The sequence below is a fragment of the Bacillus sp. iso_77 genome, from assembly GCF_056173625.1.
In genome coordinates this window covers 2381954-2402974 of sequence record NZ_CM149683.1, presented here as the reverse complement: position 1 = coordinate 2402974, position 21021 = coordinate 2381954, and the positions used below count along the sequence as shown (strand labels likewise).

The 21021-nt window shown below is 42.6% G+C and carries 22 protein-coding genes, 1 other RNA gene and 1 other annotated feature; of the genes, 18 read left to right on the top strand and 5 right to left on the bottom strand.

Annotation, left to right across the window (positions count from 1 at the left end):
• Nucleotides 1-33: 33 nt before the first annotated feature.
• Nucleotides 34-214, top strand: a non-coding RNA gene (gene ssrS / locus AC0VYC_RS12365) — 6S RNA.
• A gap of 92 nt (nucleotides 215-306) precedes the next feature.
• Nucleotides 307-1071, top strand: coding sequence for a tRNA threonylcarbamoyladenosine dehydratase (locus tag AC0VYC_RS12360; protein WP_008342718.1), 765 nt, complete (start codon nucleotides 307-309; stop codon nucleotides 1069-1071).
• Between the two features lie 32 nt (nucleotides 1072-1103).
• Here the strand turns inward: AC0VYC_RS12360 and AC0VYC_RS12355 are convergent, their stop codons facing one another.
• On the bottom strand, nucleotides 1104-2369 hold the full coding sequence (locus tag AC0VYC_RS12355; protein ID WP_047946496.1) for a replication-associated recombination protein A: 1266 nt from the start codon (nucleotides 2367-2369) through the stop codon (nucleotides 1104-1106).
• Nucleotides 2370-2576: 207 nt separating this feature from the next.
• Between AC0VYC_RS12355 and cymR the strand changes: the two genes are divergently transcribed.
• From cymR to AC0VYC_RS12315, 8 genes are all read left to right on the top strand, one after another.
• Nucleotides 2577-2996 carry a cysteine metabolism transcriptional regulator CymR gene (cymR, locus tag AC0VYC_RS12350; protein WP_008342713.1) on the top strand — a complete coding sequence of 140 codons (420 nt, stop codon included), beginning with the start codon at nucleotides 2577-2579 and terminating at the stop codon, nucleotides 2994-2996.
• A gap of 18 nt (nucleotides 2997-3014) precedes the next feature.
• On the top strand, nucleotides 3015-4157 hold the full coding sequence (locus AC0VYC_RS12345) for a cysteine desulfurase family protein (protein WP_008342711.1): 1143 nt from the start codon (nucleotides 3015-3017) through the stop codon (nucleotides 4155-4157).
• Nucleotides 4158-4251: 94 nt separating this feature from the next.
• Nucleotides 4252-5370: a tRNA 2-thiouridine(34) synthase MnmA gene (gene mnmA, locus AC0VYC_RS12340; protein WP_041506814.1), complete on the top strand. Its 1119-nt coding sequence runs from the start codon at nucleotides 4252-4254 to the stop codon at nucleotides 5368-5370.
• Between the two features lie 61 nt (nucleotides 5371-5431).
• Nucleotides 5432-6085 (top strand): tetratricopeptide repeat protein, encoded by a 654-nt coding sequence (locus AC0VYC_RS12335; protein ID WP_008342707.1) that lies wholly within the window; start codon nucleotides 5432-5434, stop codon nucleotides 6083-6085.
• Between the two features lie 19 nt (nucleotides 6086-6104).
• Nucleotides 6105-8489 (top strand): SF1B family DNA helicase RecD2, encoded by a 2385-nt coding sequence (recD2, locus tag AC0VYC_RS12330; protein WP_475388564.1) that lies wholly within the window; start codon nucleotides 6105-6107, stop codon nucleotides 8487-8489.
• 90 nt (nucleotides 8490-8579) lie between these two features.
• Nucleotides 8580-9038, top strand: coding sequence for a PRC-barrel domain-containing protein (locus tag AC0VYC_RS12325; RefSeq protein ID WP_340959296.1), 459 nt, complete (start codon nucleotides 8580-8582; stop codon nucleotides 9036-9038).
• A gap of 13 nt (nucleotides 9039-9051) precedes the next feature.
• Nucleotides 9052-9243, top strand: a complete 192-nt coding sequence (locus AC0VYC_RS12320; RefSeq protein ID WP_003216308.1) for a hypothetical protein — start codon at nucleotides 9052-9054, stop codon at nucleotides 9241-9243.
• 20 nt (nucleotides 9244-9263) lie between these two features.
• Nucleotides 9264-9395 carry a YrzQ family protein gene (locus AC0VYC_RS12315; protein WP_008342695.1) on the top strand — a complete coding sequence of 44 codons (132 nt, stop codon included), beginning with the start codon at nucleotides 9264-9266 and terminating at the stop codon, nucleotides 9393-9395.
• 38 nt (nucleotides 9396-9433) lie between these two features.
• Here AC0VYC_RS12315 and AC0VYC_RS12310 read toward each other — a convergent pair whose 3' ends face one another.
• The 4 genes from AC0VYC_RS12310 to AC0VYC_RS12295 form a co-directional block, all read right to left on the bottom strand.
• Nucleotides 9434-10084 carry an amino acid ABC transporter permease gene (locus tag AC0VYC_RS12310; protein ID WP_008342693.1) on the bottom strand — a complete coding sequence of 217 codons (651 nt, stop codon included), beginning with the start codon at nucleotides 10082-10084 and terminating at the stop codon, nucleotides 9434-9436.
• Between the two features lie 16 nt (nucleotides 10085-10100).
• Complete coding sequence (locus tag AC0VYC_RS12305; RefSeq protein WP_268363284.1) at nucleotides 10101-10754, bottom strand: amino acid ABC transporter permease; 654 nt, start codon at nucleotides 10752-10754, stop codon at nucleotides 10101-10103.
• Between the two features lie 80 nt (nucleotides 10755-10834).
• Nucleotides 10835-11644 (bottom strand): transporter substrate-binding domain-containing protein, encoded by an 810-nt coding sequence (locus tag AC0VYC_RS12300; protein WP_113767040.1) that lies wholly within the window; start codon nucleotides 11642-11644, stop codon nucleotides 10835-10837.
• A gap of 14 nt (nucleotides 11645-11658) precedes the next feature.
• Nucleotides 11659-12387: an amino acid ABC transporter ATP-binding protein gene (locus AC0VYC_RS12295; protein ID WP_007501456.1), complete on the bottom strand. Its 729-nt coding sequence runs from the start codon at nucleotides 12385-12387 to the stop codon at nucleotides 11659-11661.
• Nucleotides 12388-12611: 224 nt separating this feature from the next.
• Here AC0VYC_RS12295 and AC0VYC_RS12290 point away from each other — a divergent pair, with 224 nt between their 5' ends.
• The 8 genes from AC0VYC_RS12290 to AC0VYC_RS12255 all read left to right on the top strand — a co-directional run bounded on the left by AC0VYC_RS12290 (nucleotide 12612) and on the right by AC0VYC_RS12255 (nucleotide 20975).
• Entirely contained in the window at nucleotides 12612-13676 is a 1065-nt protein-coding gene (locus AC0VYC_RS12290) for an AI-2E family transporter (RefSeq protein WP_017358104.1), read from the top strand.
• Nucleotides 13677-13719: 43 nt separating this feature from the next.
• Nucleotides 13720-13927, top strand: a binding site (T-box leader).
• 79 nt (nucleotides 13928-14006) lie between these two features.
• A complete protein-coding gene (gene alaS / locus AC0VYC_RS12285; RefSeq protein ID WP_039167093.1) occupies nucleotides 14007-16643 on the top strand; it encodes an alanine--tRNA ligase in 2637 nt (878 codons plus the stop codon).
• A gap of 89 nt (nucleotides 16644-16732) precedes the next feature.
• Nucleotides 16733-16999 (top strand): IreB family regulatory phosphoprotein, encoded by a 267-nt coding sequence (locus AC0VYC_RS12280; RefSeq protein ID WP_024718370.1) that lies wholly within the window; start codon nucleotides 16733-16735, stop codon nucleotides 16997-16999.
• 3 nt (nucleotides 17000-17002) lie between these two features.
• Nucleotides 17003-17419 carry a Holliday junction resolvase RuvX gene (ruvX, locus tag AC0VYC_RS12275; RefSeq protein ID WP_003216519.1) on the top strand — a complete coding sequence of 139 codons (417 nt, stop codon included), beginning with the start codon at nucleotides 17003-17005 and terminating at the stop codon, nucleotides 17417-17419.
• 15 nt (nucleotides 17420-17434) lie between these two features.
• Nucleotides 17435-17719 carry a DUF1292 domain-containing protein gene (locus AC0VYC_RS12270; protein WP_017358102.1) on the top strand — a complete coding sequence of 95 codons (285 nt, stop codon included), beginning with the start codon at nucleotides 17435-17437 and terminating at the stop codon, nucleotides 17717-17719.
• A gap of 156 nt (nucleotides 17720-17875) precedes the next feature.
• Entirely contained in the window at nucleotides 17876-18442 is a 567-nt protein-coding gene (locus tag AC0VYC_RS12265; RefSeq protein ID WP_475388559.1) for a biotin transporter BioY, read from the top strand.
• Nucleotides 18442-19899: an acyl-CoA synthetase gene (locus AC0VYC_RS12260; RefSeq protein ID WP_475390053.1), complete on the top strand. Its 1458-nt coding sequence runs from the start codon at nucleotides 18442-18444 to the stop codon at nucleotides 19897-19899. Before AC0VYC_RS12265 ends, AC0VYC_RS12260 begins: the two co-directional genes overlap by 1 nt.
• Entirely contained in the window at nucleotides 19887-20975 is a 1089-nt protein-coding gene (locus AC0VYC_RS12255) for an acetyl-CoA C-acyltransferase (protein ID WP_327871837.1), read from the top strand. The genes AC0VYC_RS12260 and AC0VYC_RS12255 overlap by 13 nt, the downstream gene beginning before the upstream one ends.
• The last annotated feature ends 46 nt before the right edge of the window (nucleotides 20976-21021 follow it).

Sequence of the window (21021 nt, the reverse complement as noted above, 5' to 3'; positions counted from 1 at the left end):
ATGCCTATGATATGCTTTCATCAACCAATAAATAAAGTCCTGATACGTACGGTGGTTACCTAGTTTTGACCGAACATTTTTTTCTACGGGAGCTTGCCTTTCCTTTCTGCATAAATGCCTCTTCTGAGGACTTATAAAGTGAGGAAGAAAGCACCCACCTGCATGGTGCGGGGTTCAAAACGAAGGAAAAGCTGGCGGCGTGATCGGGACTTTTTTGTGTTTTTTTCTATTTGAGAAGGATGACGGAGAACGCTGAATATGATATGATTCTTTCGATTCATTTTAAATAAAGGTGGAGTGAGGCACTTGTTACATCAGTTTTCAAGAAACGAGCTTGCCATTGGCAAGGAAGGCTTAAATATATTAAAAAACAGTACAGTTGCAGTGCTTGGAGTAGGCGGCGTAGGTTCTTTTGCAGTAGAAGCCCTTGCTCGTTCAGGTGTTGGCCGTATTGTTCTTGTTGATAAAGATGATATTGATATTACAAATGTAAACCGGCAGCTGCCAGCTCTGCTATCAACGGTTGGGCAGCCTAAAGTTGACTTAATGCAGGCAAGAATTGCTGACATCAACCCAGAATGTGAAGTTGTTGCGCTCAAAATGTTCTATACAGAAGAAACATATGAACAATTCTTTGAGTATCCACTTGATTATGTCATTGATGCATCAGATACAATTCATTATAAAATTCATTTAATGAAAGAGTGCCTGAAACGCGATGTGAACATTATTTCGAGTATGGGTGCTGCAAATAAAACAGATCCGACACGCTTTAAAATTGATGACATCTCGAAAACACATACAGACCCAATTGCGAAAGTCGTCAGAACACGCCTGCGGAAGGAAGGCATTCGTAAGGGAATTGAAGTTATTTTCTCTGATGAAAGTCCGATTGTCATTCGTGAAGATGTGAGAAAAGAAGTTGGAAATGATGAAGCGAAAATTCGTAAGGCACAAATGCCGCCATCATCCAATGCGTTTGTTCCATCTGTGGCTGGACTGATCATGGGTGGTCATGTCATTATGAAATTGTTAAAAGACATTCCGATTACACGTGTGAAAGATAAATAAACAGCCCGCCTGCTTAGAGCAGGGGGCTGTTTTTATTTTTGCCGTCTTAAATTTTCATACACTTGCTTTAGTGCACCTTCAAATTTTCCAGTTTGCTTTGGTTCATAATATTGTTTGTTTTTCAGCGGATCAGGTAAATATTGCTGCTTCACCCAGCCATTTTCATAATCGTGCGGATATAAGTAATCGGCGCCCCTTCCAAGTGCTGCTGCTCCTTTATAGTGGGCGTCTTTTAAATGAACGGGAACTTCACCAATTTTCCCCGTGCGAATATCATGCAGTGCCGCATCAATCGCTTGGTAAGCGGAGTTTGACTTTGGAGAAAGACACAGTTCAATCACGGCATTAGCGAGTGGAATTCGTGCTTCTGGAAAACCAACTCTCTCAGCTGTTTGAATAGCGCTTAACACACGTGGCCCTGCCTGCGGACTGGCTAGGCCAATATCTTCATAAGCCATCACAAGTAATCGTCTCGAAATGCTTTCAAGGTCTCCCGCTTCAATGAGTCTTGCAAGGTAATGAAGCGCAGCATCTGCGTCAGATCCTCTAATGGATTTTTGAAAAGCCGAGAGGACATCATAATGGGCATCACCGTTTTTATCATGCGAGAAGCTCTTTTTTTGTAAACATTCTTCTGCTGCAGCTAGAGTGATCGTGATCTGTCCAGATTCATCCGCTTTTGTCGATAAGACGGCTAGTTCAAGCGCATTTAAAGCGGAACGCACATCTCCTCCGCATCCATTTGCAAAATGATTCATTGCCTCCTCATCAACTTTGACCGAATAACCGCCAAGCCCGCGATGTTCATCCTGTAAAGCTCGAGATAATGCAGCTTTAATTTGCTCTGTTTCCAGCGGCTTCAGCTCAAATATTTGTGTCCGGCTGCGGATGGCTGGGTTAATCGCATGATACGGATTAGCTGTTGTCGCGCCAATTAAAATGATCATGCCATTTTCTAAATACGGCAGAAGGAAATCCTGCTTCCCTTTATCGAGTCTGTGGACTTCGTCTAAAATCAAGATGACCTGACCACTCATTTTCGCTTCAGCGGCGACAGCTTCCATATCTTTTTTGTTATGAATCACCGCATTCAATGTACGGAAGGCAATGCTTGTACTGCCAGCGATTGCAGTTGCAATGGATGTTTTGCCGATTCCCGGCGGTCCGTATAAAATCATCGAGGACAAATGTTTCGCCTCGACCATTCGTCTAATAATTTGACCTTCCCCAACGAGATGCTCCTGCCCAATAATGTCTCCAATATGACTTGGGCGCATCCGATACGCTAAAGGTTTCATGATTATCTCTCCTAAAGCAATGTCTTGTTTGTATAGAGTACCGAAATTTCTTCAAATAGAAAAGGGATGCGTCCTCGTTTTGAGCTCAGAACCCGCAAATGAAAGTTGGCTAAAAGTATGATATAATTGCTTTTGGTCTATATAAGCGTATATGAAATCAGAAAAATAATTGATGACATAGAAATAGAAAACGCAGAGGTGTTTAACTTGAAAATTTCTACTAAAGGCAGATATGGTCTGACGATCATGATCGAATTAGCCAAAAAACATGGCGAAGGCCCTACATCATTAAAATCAATCGCTCAAAACAATGATTTGTCTGAGCATTATTTAGAGCAGCTTGTATCACCACTTCGCAATGCACGTCTTGTGAAAAGTATCCGCGGAGCGTATGGCGGCTATGTGCTTGCCCATGAGCCAAACGAGATTACAGCCGGTGATATTATTCGTGTATTAGAAGGACCTATTAGTCCTGTTGAAGTGATTGAAAACGAAGAACCAGCAAAGCGTGCACTTTGGATTCGTATTCGTGATGCAGTAAAAGACGTACTAGACAATACAACTCTTGAAGACTTGGCAAGCTATAAAGATGACGAGGATCAAGAGGCGTATATGTTCTATATTTAGATCAGAGGTGTACCGGAAATGGAACGTATCTATTTAGATCATGCAGCCACAACGCCGATGGATCAGCGAATTGTGGACAAGATGATGCCTTACTTTACAGAGATATTTGGCAATCCCTCTAGTATTCATTCATATGGGCGCGAGGCAAGAAAGTGGCTCGATGAAGCAAGGGAAGTCATTGCAGGAGAATTACACTGTAAGCAGCAGGAGATCATCCTCACAAGCGGAGGAACAGAGGCAGACAACTTGGCCATTACAGGTGTGGCAATGGCAAGGCAGCATGAAGGAAAACATATCATCACAACAAAAACTGAGCATCATGCAGTGCTGCATACATGCGAACGCTTAGAGAAGCTTGGTTTTGATGTGACGTATTTAGATGTGGATCACACTGGATTGATTCATCTTGATCAATTAAAACAAGCACTAAGAGACGATACAATTCTTGTGACCATCATGTATGGCAATAATGAAACGGGTGTGATTCAGCCAATTAAAGAAATTGGTCAACTTTTACACGAACACACTGCTTATTTTCATACAGACGCAGTACAGGCATTTGGGACAATATCAATTGATGTCACAGAACTTCATATCGACCTCTTATCTGCGTCCGGTCATAAACTAAATGGCCCGATGGGAACAGGCTTTTTATACGTGAATGAGCGTGTAAAACTTTCACCGCAGCTATTCGGAGGAGAACAAGAGAGAAAACGCCGTGCTGGCACTGAAAATGTAGCGGGAATCATTGGACTTGCAGAAGCAGTTCAATTAACAAAGCAAAATAGAAGAGAAAAAGCAGTGCATTATGGTAAGCTCAAAGAAGCGATGCTGCAAGTATTCGAAGAGGAATCACTCAATTTCTCTATCAATGGACATCCGAAAGAGACATTGCCGCATATTTTAAATGTCCACTTCCCGGGCGTTTCCATTGAATCGTTACTTGTGAACTTAGATATGGAAGGGATTGCTGTTTCAAGCGGGTCAGCATGTACGGCTGGATCTGTCCTTCCTTCGCACGTATTAAGCGCCATGTATGGTGAAGAAGCAAAAGAGCTGACATCCTCAGTCAGAATAAGCTTCGGTCTTGGAAATGAAGAGGAACATGTGAAGCAGGCGGCGCATAAGATAGCGGCTGTCGTGAAACGCCTAGCCAAATAAATGCTTCCTTTTGTTCGTGTGTGAAAAATGAAACAGCTAGGCACCTGAAGAACGAAACGCGCACGTTGTTTCATTGAAATTGGAGTTGATGAAGATGACAAAAAGACCTGAAGACACAAGAGTTGTGGTCGGTATGTCCGGAGGCGTCGATTCATCAGTTGCTGCGCTCATGTTAAAGGAGCAAGGCTATGATGTGATCGGCATATTTATGAAAAACTGGGATGACACAGATGAAAATGGTGTATGTACAGCAACGGAGGACTATGAGGATGTCATTCGTGTTTGTAACCAGATTGGAATCCCATATTATGCAGTGAATTTCGAGAAACAGTATTGGGACAAAGTGTTTCAATATTTTCTTGATGAATATAAAGCAGGCAGAACGCCGAATCCAGATGTCATGTGTAATAAAGAAATTAAGTTCAAAGCATTTCTTGAGCATGCATTGTCGCTTGGAGCGGATTATTTGGCAACAGGCCACTATGCCCGTGTCGACAGAACCGGCGATGAAGTGAAAATGCTAAGAGGTCTTGATACAAACAAAGACCAAACTTATTTCTTGAATCAGCTGACTCAAGAACAGCTTGAAAAAGTGTTGTTCCCAATCGGCGATTTAGAGAAAAAAAGAGTGCGTGAATTAGCGAAAGAAGCAGAGCTCGCAACAGCAACGAAAAAAGATTCTACGGGCATCTGCTTTATTGGGGAAAGAAACTTTAAAACGTTCCTTAGCCAATATTTACCTGCACAGCCCGGTGTGATGCAGACAATGGACGGAGAAGTAAAAGGTGAACATGATGGACTCATGTATTACACGATCGGTCAACGCCAAGGACTTGGCATTGGCGGAAGCGGTGATCCGTGGTTCGTTGTTGGGAAGGACTTAGAGAAAAATATCTTATTTGTTGAACAAGGCTTCCACAATCCGCTTTTATACTCTGAAAGTATTTCAGCTGTTAACATCAGCTGGACGCGTCCTCATATTGTCGGCGAAAACGGTGAACTCACATGCACAGCGAAATTCCGATACCGTCAAGAAGACCATCATGTAAAAGTCAAAATGACAGGTGAGCAGGAAGCAATGGTGATCTTTGATGAACCCGTTCGTGCTGTCACTCCAGGACAAGCTGTTGTTTTTTATGATGGCGAAGAATGTCTTGGCGGCGGGACCATTGACGATGTCTTTAAAGATGGCCAAAAGCTGTCGTATGTGTAACATGTGTTAAAAACCTCAACGTCGCTGTTGAGGTTTTTTAATGAAAGGATGAAGAGAGCGAATGAATCATAACGAAATCGGTATTGAAGCTTTAAATCAAGGGAACATCGAACAGGCAGCTGAAGCTTTTACGAAAGCCATTGAAGAAAGCCCAAAGGACCCGGTTCCATATATCAACTTTGCGAATTTACTTTCAAGTGTTCATGAATTTGAACGTGCTTTGAACTTCTTTCAAAAAGCCATTGAACTTGATCATACAGCAGCTGCAGCCTATTACGGAGCAGGAAATGTTTACACGATGAAAGAAGACTTTATGAAAGCGAAAGACTATTTTGAGCAAGCGCTACAAGCTGGAATGGAAAACAGTGATTTGTTTTATATGTTAGGGCAGACACTGATGAAATTAGAGCAGCCAAAGCTTGCGATGCCTTATCTTCAGCGTGCAGTTGAGCTAAACGAAGAAGACAACGAAGCAAGATTTCAATTTGGCATGTGCTTAGCGAATGAACATCTGCTGGAGGAAGCGGTCGCAGTCTTTACTGAAGTGATTACGCGAGATCCGCAGCATGCAGACGCCTTTTATAATGCAGGCGTTGCGTATGCGTATTTAGAGAAAAAGGACGAAGCGCTTGAAATGCTAGGAAAAGCCATTGACGTGCAGCCTGATCATATGCTTGCATTGCATGCGCAAAAGCTGATTCAAGAGGCAGAATAACCGGAAGGAGGGAAGACCTGTGCAGGAACATCCAGATCAAATGAAGCTTGAAGATGAACCGTTTTTAAAAGGGACGGTTCAAGCCGTTATTTTCCATAACGAAAGTAATTTATACTCGGTGTTAAAAGTAAAAATCATTGAAACATCAGAGAATTTAGAGGAAAAGACAGCATCTGTCACAGGGTACTTCCCAGCACTTCATGAGGATGAAACCTACACCTTCTATGGCAAAGTCACAAGTCATCCGAAGTTTGGCGAGCAGTTTCAAGCCACTCATTTTCAAAAGGAAGTCCCTACAACAAAGCAAGGCATCATTCATTATCTCTCTAGTGACTTGTTTGAAGGGATTGGAAAAAAGACGGCGGAAGAAATCGTCGGCAAGCTTGGCAATCAGACGCTTCATCAAATTATGCGTGATCCGTCTGTGTTGTATGACGTCCCTCGCCTGTCAAAAAAGAAGGCAGATAAGCTGGCTGCCGCTCTTCAAGAGCATCAAGGGCTTGAGCAAATCATGATTAGCCTGAATCAATATGGTTTTGGTCCTCAGCTTAGCATGAAGATTTACCAAGTATACGAGAGTGAAACGTTGCAGAAAATTGAAGAAAACCCTTATCAGCTCGTCAAAGACGTCGAGGGGATTGGCTTTATTAAAGCAGATGAACTCGGCGCTAGAACAGGGATATCTGGAAATGATCCAGACCGCATTCGTGCAGCCCTTTTGTATACCGTTGAGACAGCAAGCCTGCAGGACGGTCATACGTACATACAAACGAAAGATCTGATCGTCGAAACCCGTAAACTGCTGAATCAAACCGGCAATGACTACAAAGTGACTGAAATGGACGTTGCCAATCAGATCATTGCACTTGGTGAAGGGAAAGAAATGATTATTGAAGATGAGCGCTGTTATCATCCGTCGCTCTTTTATGCGGAGCAAAGTGTGGCAAAACGCATTCAAAAAATTGTCGCTCAAACGGAATATGCAGATCAATTTCCTGAATCAGAATTTCTGCTTGCACTCGGTGAACTGGAGGAACGGCTTGGTGTCCAGTATGCACCAACCCAAAAAGAAGCCATTCAAAAGGCACTCATGTCTCCAATGCTGCTTTTAACAGGCGGACCGGGTACAGGGAAAACGACGGTCATTAAAGGGATTGTCGAGCTTTATAGCGATCTTCACGGCGTATCTCTTGACCCGGGTGATTATAAAAAAGATGAAGCATTTCCGTTCGTGCTTGCCGCACCAACTGGACGTGCTGCGAAACGAATGACAGAATCCACTGGACTTCCTGCTGTGACCATTCACCGGCTGCTAGGCTGGAATGGATCAGAAGGCTTCTCACATGATGAAGACCAGCCGATTGAAGGAAAACTTGTCATCATTGATGAATCGAGTATGCTGGATATTTGGCTGGCGAACCATTTGTTTAAGGCGATCCCAGATCATATTCAAGTCATTATGGTTGGAGACGAACATCAACTTCCATCTGTCGGACCTGGTCAAGTGTTAAGAGACCTGCTTGCGTCACAAGCTATACCGGCAGTTACACTAACTGATATTTACCGGCAGGCAGACGGTTCAACAATTGTTGAGCTTGCGCATGATATGAAAAATGGCGTCCTGCCAAAAGATATTACTGCACGTTCAAAAGACCGATCCTTTATAAAATGCTCAGCTGATCAAATGAAAGAAGTCATTGAGAAAGTCGTCAGCAATGCTGCTCAAAAAGGCTATTCAGCTAAAGACATTCAGGTACTTGCGCCCATGTATAAAGGAAAAGCAGGCATTAATGAGCTCAATAAAATGCTGCAGCACATTTTGAATCCTAAAAAACCAAAGGGCAGAGAAATCCCGTTTGGTGATGTGGTGTACCGGACCGGTGATAAAGTGCTTCAGCTTGTGAATCAGCCGGAGAACAATATTTTTAACGGTGATATTGGCGAAATTGTCTCGATCTTTTATGCGAAAGAAAACACGGAAAAAGAAGATATGGCGGTCATCTCCTTTGATGGAAACGAAATCACGTTTACGAAAAAAGATTTTCATCAATTTACACACGCTTATTGTTGCTCGATTCATAAATCCCAGGGCAGTGAATTCCCAATCGTGGTGCTGCCAGTCGTGAGAAGTTATTATCGAATGCTTCGAAGAAATTTGCTTTACACGGCCATAACACGAAGTAAAAAGTTTTTAATTTTGTGCGGTGAGGAATCAGCATTAGAGTGGGGCGTGAAAAATAATGAAGACTCCCTCAGACAAACATCTTTAACCATGCGTCTTACTGAAACGGAAGAAATCATGGACGCTGAGCTAGCAGCCCTCCAAAAAGAACTTCCTTTCAGCGTACACGATGCCAATATTGGCATGGAGGGAATCACCCCGTTTGATTTTATGCAAGAGTAAATGGCTTCCTTCATGGAAGCCATTTCTTCGTATGAGTCATAGAGGAAACGCACACGATAAGACTGTTCCGAAAAGGTGGTTGATCACATTTTGAGAACATGTCGAGAGCTTGAAGGACTGACGATCTATACAGACGAGCTGTCTCATTCACTTGGGGCGATCAAAGATATTTGCTTTTTAGCCGGCGGCAGCTGCGGGGGATATGTTTTAGATGGGAAAAAGAAAGACTGTGCTTTCATTCCATTCTCAGCTGGCGACAAACTGACAGACAAAGGTCTATATGTGAGCTGCCAGAAGGGCATCGAGATAGATACCTCCGCCCCATCCTTCTTCTTTTCGAAATTAAAAAAGAAAATGATCCGTACGCCAGATGGTGAAACATTAGGTGTTTTGGAAGATGTATACTTTTGTACAAATTCGGGCACAATCGTAGCATATGAACTCTCGGACGGCTTCTTTACAGAGCTATCAGGGATTCGAAAGCAGCTGCATGCTGCCGGAACCTTGATGGATATTCAAAAAGAAGCACTTGTTCTAAACCGAACGTAAAGAGGTGCTGAGTATGCTCATTTGCCCAAATTGCAAATGTAAAGACATCGGAAAAATTGGGGTCAATCAATATTATTGCTGGGGCTGTTTTATTGAATTGACACTGTCAAAAGGCAAAATATCTACTCACCAAGTGGAGGAAGACGGTACACTAAGCAGTTTAGACGACCTGTTTAGTGACGATGAACGTTCAATTCAACTATAAGTGTTAAGGGGGAATTTCGAATGGGCAAAATGACTTCTTCACTATTAACGCTTGGTGCAGGTGCACTCGCATATCACTTTGCAAGTCGATATGATATGCCATCTAAGCGGGATATGAAAAAGATGAGAAAACGAGTTATGCGAATGCTTTAAACAAAAAGGGACATCCACCATGAGCGGATGTCCTTTTTTTATGCCTGCCTGTACTCTAATCTCCGTGCAAGTATAGACAAGCTGAAGTTCACAACAAAATACATCATGGCCGCCAAGAGGAAAATAGGAAGTAAATAAGATTGGCTTTGACCATTTAAAATCTGCGCGTGATGCAATAGTTCTGGAAGGGCAATCACAACGGCAAGCGATGTATCTTTTAAAAGAGAAATAAATTGACTGACAATCGGCGGGACCATTCGGCGTAATGCCTGTGGCATGATAATCATTTTTAATGTTTGTATATAGGTTAAACCAGAGGATCTGGCCGCTTCGATTTGTCCTTTATCAATTGATTTTAATCCGCTGCGAATAATTTCTGACAGCATGGCAGATTCAAACACGGTTAAAGCCGCAATGGCAGAGGCTGTAATGCTTAGCTTAATGCCGATTTCAGGCAGGGCGAAATACGTAAAAAAGATGATCAGCAAAAGCGGCAGGTTCCGAACGGTTTCAACAATGACCGCAAGCACCTTTGATAAAATAGGGATTTGTGCGAACCTCAATGTGCCAACGACTAATCCGATGATAAAGCTTAAAATGATGGAGATAAAAGCCACTTTTAAGGTGACAGCAAATCCTTCAAGTAAAAAGGCGAGATGATCGGGCTGGTAGGCACCTATAAAATCCATTGTGTTTTCCTCCTTTCTAGTGGCTTCGGGCTAATCTTTTTTCTAAATAACCAACGCCTAGACTAAGCGGAATGGTCAATAGAAGATAGAACATGGCAACAAAGATGTATACATCAAATGTCACAAACGTTCTCGAAGCGATAAGGTCTCCTTGGTACATCAGATCAAACCCTGCAATGACACCTAAAATAGACGAGTTTTTCACAAGGTTGATAAATTGATTCCCAAGTGGTGGAATGACAATTTTGATTGCTTGCGGCAGAATAATATATCGCATCGTTCCGCTATATGACAGACCAGAAGCTCTAGCTGCTTCCATTTGTCCAAGCGGTACAGCTTGTATACCTGCACGAATGGCTTCAGCGATAAAAGCAGACGTATAAATGGAGAGGGCAATGGTTCCTGCTGTAAAGCCATCTGCCACAATGCCAAGTACCGGTAAACCAAAAAAGAACACAAAGGTGATCAATAATAACGGAATATTCCGAATAAATTCCACGTAAGCCGTCCCTAACCAGTTGAGCGGCCTTAGTGGCGCAATTCTCATAATGGCAATGAGTGTACCGATGAAAAAGCTTCCAATCAACGCAATGACACTTGCACCAATCGTATATTTAAACCCTTCTAAATAAAGATGGAAGTTCTCAGTTAAAATGGAAAACCGCAGCAATCAGTTCACTTCCTTCCTAATCAATAGAGGAGCCGGCAAGCGGCTCTCCTGAGGGTGTTGAGATTGATCGAGTCAATTGATTATTCTTTGATCCATTTTTTATGAATCTTGTCATACTCTCCATTATCTTTTAATGCCTTTAACGCTTTATTAATGGCTTCTGTCAATTTTTCATCGCCTTTTTTCACAGCGATGCCATAAGGCTCATCGGTAAATGTTCCGCCAACGACTTCATAATTTGAATCTTCGTCTGCCATGCCAAATAAAATTGCATTATCAGTTGTCAGAACTTGCCCTTGATTTGATTTTAAGGCTGTAAAGGCTTCTTGGTAATTTTCAAATTCTAAAACGGATGCTTCTGGTGCTTTTTCGCGAATGTTTTGAGAAGAAGTGGACCCTTTCACTGCAAGCACCTTCGTACCTTTTTTAAGATCATCAATCGATTGAATGTCGCTGCCTTTTTTCACAAGCAGTGATTGTCCTGCTTCAAAGTAAACATCTGAGAAATTGACCTCTTTTTTACGCTCTTCTGTGATCGTCATTGTGGCAACAATGGCATGAATATCTCCTTTTTGCAGTAAAGGAATTCTTGTTTTAGATGTCACTTCTTTGAATTCTGCTTTTCCTTCATCACCGAGCATTTCTTTAGTGATCGCTTTTGCGATATCAATATCAAACCCTTCAATATCCCCGCTACTAGGATTTTTTAGACCGAATAAACGAGTATCGTTTTTCACACCGAAAACGATTTTTTTGTCTTTCTTAATGGCTTCTAATGAGCTGCCTTGTTTTGCATCAGTTGAGCCTTTCTCGGCAGATCCACAAGCAGCGAGAGCGATCATACAGAAAGTCATCAACAGTAATAGGCCAAAGCGTTTCATTTTTTTCATCAAATTCATTCCCCCTAGTGATTTAAAATACGGCTTAAAAAGAGCTGAGCGCGTTTCTCGCGCGGTTTTTCATAAAAGGCAGCTGGTGTAGATTCTTCAAGAATTCTTCCTTCATCAATAAACACAATGCGGTCTGCGACTTCACGGGCAAATCCCATCTCGTGCGTGACAACGACCATTGTCATTCCTTCCCTTGCCAGCTGTTTCATCACATCTAGCACCTCACCGATCATCTCTGGATCAAGAGCTGATGTTGGTTCATCGAAAAGCATGACCTCAGGTTTCATTGCAAGTCCCCTTGCGATTGCCACACGCTGCTGCTGTCCTCCTGAGAGTCTAGAAGGGTAGGTGTCTGCTTTTTCAGGAATGCCAACTTTATTTAAATAAAATTCAGCTGTTTCCTTTGCTTCTTCTTTGCTCACTTTTTTAACCTTCATCGGCGCAAGCATAATGTTTTCAAGCACCGTCTTATGCGGATAAAGATGGAAGTGCTGAAACACCATCCCGATATTTTGCCTGATGAGATTGATGTTGGTTTTCGGATGCTGAACAGACACTTGATTGACAAGGACTTTTCCTTCATCAATGCTTTCAAGACGATTGATACATCTGAGCATCGTGCTTTTTCCAGACCCTGAAGGACCGATGATCACAACAACCTCACCTTTTTGAATATGTAGGTTAATGTCCTTAAGTACATGGAACTGGCCGTAATGCTTGTTGACTTCTTCGAATGTGATCATGAAGAACCTCCTCTTCTAATGATTGAGTTAAAGCGGATTCTAGCATAAATGAGGCAGAAATAAGAAAATAATGGAATATTTTCTAACGAGATTTTACAGCAAACAGTGACTTTGGATGGAGCCGTATGTTTCATGTGTATTCATTTTTAACAAAGTTAGGACAAATTTTATTTACATGGATAATTGCAGAAGTTGGTTAAACAATAAGAAGAGAGGTGAAAAAGGTGAAGAAACGTCCGATCGAGTTTCTAATATATGCTGCAGGTGTACTGCTTGTCCTTGCGTCTTTACTCATTTTGGTTCAGCTAGACGAGTTATGGATGCCTATTTTTTTATTGCTCAAAGCGGTTTTGATCCCGCTTCTTATCGCTATTTTTATTTCTTATCTTCTTTATCCCATTGTTGAAAGACTACATAAGCGAGGTTTGCCAAGGACGGTCAGTCTCTTATTGATATATGTGCTGTTTTTTGGCGGCATTGGTTTGGCTGTGTATAAAGGGGCACCGGTTTTAATCGCTCAGTTAAATGAATTGTCGGAGCAAATTCCCATGCTTGCCGAAACGTATAATGGTGCTTTATCGCATGTTCATCGTCATACAAGCCACTGGCCTGATGGACTACATGAACGACTGGATCGTTTTATTGTCCAATCTGAGACGTATGCCGCAAATGGGGCAGAGCGGATGATTCTTAGCTGTAAAGTACTGCTTGATTACGCCTTAGTTGCTGCACTTATTCCTTTTCTTGTCTTTTATATGGTGAAAGATATGAACACGATGAAGCGGGCAGCATGGTATTTAACCCCGCCAAGCTTCCGAAAAAGGGGACATGCCTTTGTGAAAGCAGTGGATGACTCACTTGGGGATTATATTAGAGGGCAATTGCTTGTCTGTTCTTTAATTGGGGGAGCTGCTGCCATTGTTCTTTGGCTGTTTCATATTCCATATCCGCTTGTACTAGGTATGTTAATCGGTGCAACGAATGTCATTCCGTATTTTGGCCCGATTATTGGAGCGATTCCAGCTGTCTTTATCGCTTTTACCATCTCAGTGAAGTCAGTGATCATTGTGCTAATTACAGTAGCCGTGCTTCAATTTTTAGAAAGCAATGTACTGAGTCCGATCATTGTCGGGAGAAGCCTGCATATGCATCCTGTCGTAATCATGCTGGTGTTACTCGCTGGAGGTGAGCTGTTTGGCTTGATTGGAATGATTTTAGCCGTGCCGTCCGCAGCTATTATGAGGGTCATCATTGTGCAATATATTCACATGAGACGAAGCGTTCATTGACAAGACGAGCCGAGTTGTCTATAATAATTTCGATTCATACATATTGAATTCAATGACGGACCCGAGTACGTTAAAAAGCTGTTGCAGAGAGAGGCTTTGTTTGCTGAGAAAAGCCTTATCAGACCTTTAACGGAAGCTAGTCCCGAGTGCAGATAAACACTGCCGCTCTCTTCCGGCGTTATCGGATGTGAAGGTGATAGACGCATATGTCTATAATCAGGGTGGTACCGCGAGAGCATCTCGTCCCTGTGTAAGTAGTTTTTTGCTTGCATAGGGCGGGATGTTTTTTCGTTTGTGTGAAGATTGAGGAATAAAAAAGGAGGATTTATGATGAAAACTTTAACTTCAGCTCAAGTACGTCAAATGTTTTTAGATTTTTTTAAAGAAAAAGGACATGCTGTCGAACCGAGTGCGTCCCTCGTACCGCATGACGATCCAACACTTTTATGGATTAACAGCGGGGTGGCAACATTAAAGAAATACTTCGATGGCCGCGTCGTGCCTGAGAATCCGCGTATTTGCAACGCACAAAAATCAATTCGTACAAATGACATTGAAAATGTAGGGAAAACAGCACGCCATCATACGTTTTTTGAAATGCTGGGCAACTTCTCTATTGGAGACTATTTCAAAGAAGAGGCAATCGAATGGGCTTGGGAATTCCTCACAAGTGACGAGTGGATTGGCTTTGATCCGAATCTGTTATCTGTAACGGTACATCCAGAGGATGAAGAAGCGTATGTTCTTTGGAGAGATAAAATTGGTGTCCCTGAGGAACGAATTATTCGTCTAGAGGGCAACTTCTGGGATATTGGCGAGGGGCCAAGTGGTCCGAATACAGAAATTTTCTATGATCGCGGCGAAGCATATGGCAACGACATGAACGACCCTGAATTATATCCAGGCGGAGAAAATGAACGTTATCTAGAAGTATGGAATCTTGTTTTTTCTGAATTTAACCATAATCCAGATGGTACATACACACCGCTTCCGAAGAAAAACATTGATACAGGAATGGGTCTTGAGCGTATGGTCTCTGTGATTCAAAACGTACCGACGAACTTTGACACAGACCTATTCATGCCGATTATCCGTGCGGTAGAAACAATTTCTGGAGAAAGCTACGGTGAGTCGAAAGAAAAGGATACAGCATTTAAAGTCATTGCTGATCACATTCGTACTGTTGCCTTTGCCGTAAGTGACGGAGCACTTCCTTCTAATGAAGGCCGAGGTTATGTGTTAAGACGTTTGCTGCGCCGTGCTGTGCGTTATGCAAAAACGATCCATATCCACCGTCCATTTATGTATGACCTAGTTCCAGTTGTTGCGGAGATCATGAAGGATTTCTATCCAGATGTTCAAGCAAAAGAAGAATTTATTGCAAAAGTGATCAAAAATGAAGAAGAGCGTTTCCATGAGACACTGAATGAAGGGTTAGCCATTTTATCAGAAGTGATCAAAAAAGAACGAGACAATGGCAGCTCACAAATTTCCGGTAAAGATGTGTTTAAGCTTTATGACACATATGGATTCCCGGTCGAACTCACAGAAGAATATGCAGAAGATGAGAACATGACAGTCGATCGTGAAGGCTTCCAGCTAGAAATGGAGAAGCAGCGTGAACGTGCAAGAAATGCTAGACAAGATGTAGGTAGTATGCAGGTTCAAGGCGGGGCTTTAGGCGATATTAAAGCAGAAAGTACGTTTGTGGGCTATGAAAATTTAACTGCAGATGCTCGTATTATCGAATTGCTTCAAAACGGTGAAATTGTCACAGAAGCTCACGAAGGGGAAACGGTGCAAATTTTATTAGATGAAACACCTTTCTATGCGGAAAGCGGCGGACAAGTGGCGGATAAAGGAACGTTAAAAAGTGCCGAAGCGATCATTGATATCAAAGATGTGAAAAAGGCGCCAAACGGCCAGCATGTCCACGAAGGAGTCGTCGTAAGTGGTACGGTTCAAAAAGGCATTGAAGTCACTGCGGAAGTCGAATCAGCGCTTCGAAAAGGCATTGTGAAAAATCACACAGCGACACATCTTTTGCACCAAGCGCTAAAAGATGTATTGGGCAGCCACGTTAACCAAGCGGGTTCACTTGTGAATGAAAACAGACTTCGCTTTGACTTTTCTCACTTTGGACAAGTAACAAAAGAAGAATTGTCACAAATTGAAAAAATCGTCAACGAAAAGATTTGGGAAGGCATTTCGGTTGCCATTGACCTGAAACCAATTGCTGAAGCAAAAGAAATGGGCGCAATGGCGCTGTTTGGCGAGAAGTATGGCGATATTGTCCGTGTGGTGCAAGTGGGTGATTACAGCATCGAGTTATGCGGAGGCTGTCACGTTCAAAACACTGCGGAGATCGGATTGTTTAAAATTGCATCTGAATCGGGTATTGGTGCTGGAACACGCCGTATTGAGGCTGTAACAGGTAAAGGTGCTTATGAAGAATTAAATGATCAGCTTGCGATTTTAGAAAAGGCAGCTAATGAACTGAAATCAAATACAAAAGATGTACCAAAACGCATCGCTTCCTTGCAGGCTGATTTAAAAGAAGTTCAAAGAGAAAACGAATCACTTCTTGCGAAATTAAGTCAAGCAGAAGCTGGCTCTATTTTAGAAAAAGTCATCGAAGTTGGCGGAGTGAACGTGTTAACTGAAAAAGTAAACGCCAAAGACATGAACCATTTAAGAACGATGGTTGATGACTTAAAAGCGAAATTAGGTTCAGCTGTCATCGTACTTGGTGCCGTTCAAAATGGAAAAGTCAACATTTCAGCCGGTGTGACGAAAGACGTCATTGAAAAAGGTCTTCATGCAGGAAAACTTGTGAAGCAGGCAGCTGAAATTTGCGGCGGAGGCGGAGGCGGACGCCCAGATATGGCACAAGCAGGCGGTAAACAGCCAGAAAAGCTTGAAGAAGCACTGGCAACTGTCGAAGAATCTGTCAAATCCGTTTTATAATCAGTCAATGTAGTGTAGAATAATGGTATTAGATGAGCGGTTAGAAAAAAGCTTGCTAGTAGAATGTTGGAAGAGAGGTGCAAGAAGCAGTGAGTTCATTTGATAAGACAATGAAGTTTAACTTCTCTGATGATTCAGCTGAAACCAATGTGAATGAAGTGCTCATAACAGTTTATGACGCACTCCAAGAAAAAGGATACAACCCGATCAATCAAATTGTCGGATACTTGCTGTCAGGCGACCCTGCTTATATTCCAAGACATCAGGATGCACGCAACCTAATTCGTAAACTAGAACGAGACGAATTAATTGAGGAATTGGTTAAATCGTACTTAGAGACACATAAAGAGGCGTAAAACATGAGAATTTTAGGCTTAGATTTAGGCACGAAAACCCTTGGTGTGGCAATCAGTGATGAAATGGGATGGACAGCTCAAGGGATTGAAACCATTAAAATTGATGAAGCAGGCGGAGACTTTGGTCTCAGCCGCCTGTCTGAGATCGTCTCGCAATATGGAACGGATAAAATTGTACTTGGTTTTCCAAAAAATATGAACGGTACGGTCGGTCCAAGAGGCGAGGCCAGCCAATCATTTGCGAAAGTGTTAGAAAACACGTACAATGTTCCTGTTGTGCTTTGGGACGAGCGTCTGTCAACGATGGCAGCAGAAAAAATGCTCATCTCTGCAGATGTGAGCAGACAAAAGCGTAAAAAAGTCATTGATAAAATGGCGGCTGTTATGATCCTTCAAGGATACTTAGACAGCTTAAATTAAAATGAGGTGAATCAAATGGAACACGGAGAAAAGCAAATTACAATCGTTGATGATAATGGAAATGAGCAGCTTTGCGAAGTACTATTTACTTTTGAAAGCGACCATTTTAACAAATCATATGTTCTTTACTACCCAATTTCTGAACAAGATAACGAAGAGATTGAAATTCATGCATCAAGCTTCACACCAAACGAAGACGGTGAAGATGGCGAATTAGAGCCAATTGAAACGGATGAAGAGTGGGACATGATTGAAGAAACGTTAAATACGTTCTTAGATCAAGAAGACGAAGAAGAATAGAACGAATAAAAGGCCTGTGAACATGATCTCTGTGATCTTTCTTCACAGGTCTTTTTTTACATTCTATATGTAAACTATTATTGAAATTTAGTTGACATATATCACTCGACCTTTTACGCTATTTTTATCAAAAACATCGAGTGAGGGGTATGAAAATTGAAAATTCACGATATGATGCAAATGGCATTCATGACAGCAGTTATTGGGATGTTAGGATTGATTCCGCCTATTTTTCTTGCGTTTACACCTGTACCAATCACCTTACAAACCGCAGGTCTTTTGCTTGCTGGAGGGCTGTTAAAACCAAAGCAAGCCCTGATTAGTTTACTTCTGTTTCTTCTAATAGTGGCAGCAGGCGCACCTCTTTTATCTGGAGGGAGAGGCGGAATAGGGGTCTTTTTTGGGCCAAGCGGTGGTTTTTTACTTGCTTATCCAGTGGCTGCCTTTATGATCAGTCTGTGGCTGAACCGGCTGAAGAAAGTGACGGCCTTACGACTATTTTTAATCTATGCGGTATGCAGTATCGGGATATTATATATAGCCGGAATTCCCTTTCAAGCCATGATGATGCATATAAAGATCACGCAAGCAGCTCTGTTCAGCGTCATTTATTTACCGGGTGATCTGATCAAAGCAGGGATATGTGCCGTCTTCACGGTGAAAATCATTCAAGCGATGTCATATCGAAAAAGGGACTTACATAGAGGGAGGCGAGCAGTTTGATGAGAATAACGGAAAGCTATGCAGCTCATGCAAAAGTGAAGCCAGATCAGATGGCGATCAGAGATGAAAAAGAGAAGATCACTTATGAAGAATGGCATGAGCGTGTGAAGTCATCTGCACAATGGTTAAAAGAAACGCCTCATCAGCAAAAAAGAGTCGCTTTTTTATTATCAAATGGTGTTCCGTTTCTCCAACTATTTGCTGGCGCAGCTTCTGCAGGATGGACAGCGGTGCCTCTTGATCCGCGGTGGAGTGATAAGGAATGCGCGGAAAAGCTCTTATTAAGCGAGGCAGACCTTGTCATTGTGGAAGATCGATATATCAAAAGAATTGAAAAGTACAAGCTGGATATGCCAGTGCTCTCTTTATCTGAATGGAAAGAAAGAATCAGTCTCAGCATAAACGTTCAATCGAACAAAAGTAATACGGAGGAAGATCCTGCTTTTTATATGGGTTTTACTTCAGGATCAACGGGATCACCCAAAGCCTTTATAAGACGCCAGCAGTCATGGATTGAGAGCTTTCGCATGACAGCTTCCATCTTTGGGATCACACATAAAGATCATGTACTGATTTTGGGCACACTTTTATCCTCTCATTTTTTATACGGTGCGATCAGCACACTTTATTTCGGGGGCACCGTGACATTGTTAGAAAAATTTGTGCCAGATAAAGCAAAGAACATCTTAGAAAGAGGAGACATCACGGCTATTTATACGGTTCCGACCATGACAGAATCGTTACTGCAAATGGATGCTTTCGGAAAGAATCCGCTTCTTGTCCTGTCGTCTGGTGCAGATTGGGGAAACTCTTCAAAAAAACAGCTCGTCAACCGCAATCCCCACATCACATTTTTTGATTTTTATGGAACATCAGAATTGAGTTTTATCTCCTATTTATCTTCAGATGATTTTTTGCAAAAGCCTACTTCTGTCGGAAAGCCTTTTCCTTCTATTCAGGTTGAAGTCAGAAGGGCAGATCAAACCGTTTGCAAGCCAAATGAAATAGGGAGAATTTATGTGAAAAGCCCAATGTCTTTTTCAGGCTATTTACAAGATGAAAAGCCGCCCGAAGAGTGGCTGACCGTATATGACATGGGGTGGCTCGACGAGGATGGTTACTTGTATATGAGCGGTCGCGAGAATGGCATGATTGTCTATGGGGGACTGAATATTTTTCCAGAGGAAATTGAGCGTGTGCTGAATGAACAGCCAGAGGTGAATCGGTCAATCGTGATTGGACTTCCTGATCCTTATTGGGGCGAAATCCCTGTTGCCATTATTGAGAATGTACAGCAAACAAAAATCATTCGGCAAGCTGTAAAAGAAACATTAGCGGCATACAAAGTACCAAAAAAATGGCTCGTCACGGACAAAATGATCGAAACATCAGGAGGGAAAATCGCTCGTGCCAGTATGAAAAAGTGGGCGGAGGAACAATTATCATGCAAGCCGTGATCGTACAAGCGAAGCGGACGCCCTTCGGTGAGAAAAATGGAATGTTGAAGGATTACCGGCCAGAGCATCTAGCTGCGCCCTTGATCCAGCATTTTTCAAACGTGACCAAGCCAGATGACATCATTTTAGGCAATGTCGTCGGGGGTGGTGGCAACATTGCCCGTCTGTCCTCGTTAGAAGCAGGGCTTTCATTACATATTCCGGGTATGACCATTGATAGGCAGTGTGCTTCCGGTCTTGAAGCCATTAGAACAGCGTGCATCATGATTCAGTCGGGGGAGGGATCAATGTATATCGCTGGTGGAACGGAAAGCATTTCTCGGTCACCAATGAAAGAAAGGGCCCGCTTTTCTCCAGAGTGGATAGGGGACCCTCATATGGGGGAAGCGGCAGAGCTGACGGCGTCGAGATTTTCAGTTGCGAGACAAGAGCAAGATGACTATGCACTTTTAAGCTGGGAACGAAGTATAAGCGCATTCAAGCAAGGAACGTATTCAGAAGAAATTGTTCCGATTGGCGGGATGAGTACAGATGAAGCGGCAGCTAAAATAAGACCGATTGCAAGCTTGATAAAGCGGGCAAAACCTGTCTTTTTACCAGGCAAAGGTACTGTGACTGTGACCAATAGCTGTAAAGAAGCAGATGGTGCAGCTGCCGTGGTTGTGATGGAAAGAGCGGAAGCGGAGGCAAAAGGCTTCAGCCCTATGCTGCGGTATATCGGGAGTGCCGTGACCGCTATGGACCCGCATTATCCTGCTGCTTCACCAATTGATGCAATCAATAAACTTTTACATAAAGAACAGGTGAAGATAGAAGATGTTGCACTTTTTGAAATCAATGAAGCGTTTGCGCTCAAAGTAGTACTCATTGCCCGGACACTAGGTATTCCTTATGACCGTATCAATAAAAGAGGCGGTGCGCTTTGTCTTGGTCATCCATATAGCGCCTCGGGAGCTGCTATGATGGTGAGACTGTTTTACGAAGCCCGCGCCTTACCGAATGGAAGTTATGTCATGGCTGCAATTGGCAGTGGAGGCGGTGTCGGTTTAGCCACACTATGGCAAGTTCTGTCATGACATGCATGAGCAAGTAATTGCCGAACTCCGTCGAATCATGTACTAT

Coding starts and splice junctions, on each gene's coding strand:
- AC0VYC_RS12260 (WP_475390053.1), top strand. CDS start 18,442: ATGAGAATAACGGAAAGCTATGCAGCTCATGCAAAAGTGAAGCCAGAT.
- mnmA (WP_041506814.1), top strand. CDS start 4,252: ATGACAAAAAGACCTGAAGACACAAGAGTTGTGGTCGGTATGTCCGGA.
- alaS (WP_039167093.1), top strand. CDS start 14,007: ATGAAAACTTTAACTTCAGCTCAAGTACGTCAAATGTTTTTAGATTTT.
- ruvX (WP_003216519.1), top strand. CDS start 17,003: ATGAGAATTTTAGGCTTAGATTTAGGCACGAAAACCCTTGGTGTGGCA.
- AC0VYC_RS12295 (WP_007501456.1), bottom strand. CDS start 12,387: ATGATCACATTCGAAGAAGTCAACAAGCATTACGGCCAGTTCCATGTA.
- AC0VYC_RS12270 (WP_017358102.1), top strand. CDS start 17,435: ATGGAACACGGAGAAAAGCAAATTACAATCGTTGATGATAATGGAAAT.
- AC0VYC_RS12355 (WP_047946496.1), bottom strand. CDS start 2,369: ATGAAACCTTTAGCGTATCGGATGCGCCCAAGTCATATTGGAGACATT.
- AC0VYC_RS12310 (WP_008342693.1), bottom strand. CDS start 10,084: ATGGATTTTATAGGTGCCTACCAGCCCGATCATCTCGCCTTTTTACTT.
- AC0VYC_RS12255 (WP_327871837.1), top strand. CDS start 19,887: ATGCAAGCCGTGATCGTACAAGCGAAGCGGACGCCCTTCGGTGAGAAA.
- AC0VYC_RS12335 (WP_008342707.1), top strand. CDS start 5,432: ATGAATCATAACGAAATCGGTATTGAAGCTTTAAATCAAGGGAACATC.
- AC0VYC_RS12300 (WP_113767040.1), bottom strand. CDS start 11,644: ATGAAAAAAATGAAACGCTTTGGCCTATTACTGTTGATGACTTTCTGT.
- AC0VYC_RS12320 (WP_003216308.1), top strand. CDS start 9,052: ATGCTCATTTGCCCAAATTGCAAATGTAAAGACATCGGAAAAATTGGG.
- AC0VYC_RS12315 (WP_008342695.1), top strand. CDS start 9,264: ATGGGCAAAATGACTTCTTCACTATTAACGCTTGGTGCAGGTGCACTC.
- AC0VYC_RS12345 (WP_008342711.1), top strand. CDS start 3,015: ATGGAACGTATCTATTTAGATCATGCAGCCACAACGCCGATGGATCAG.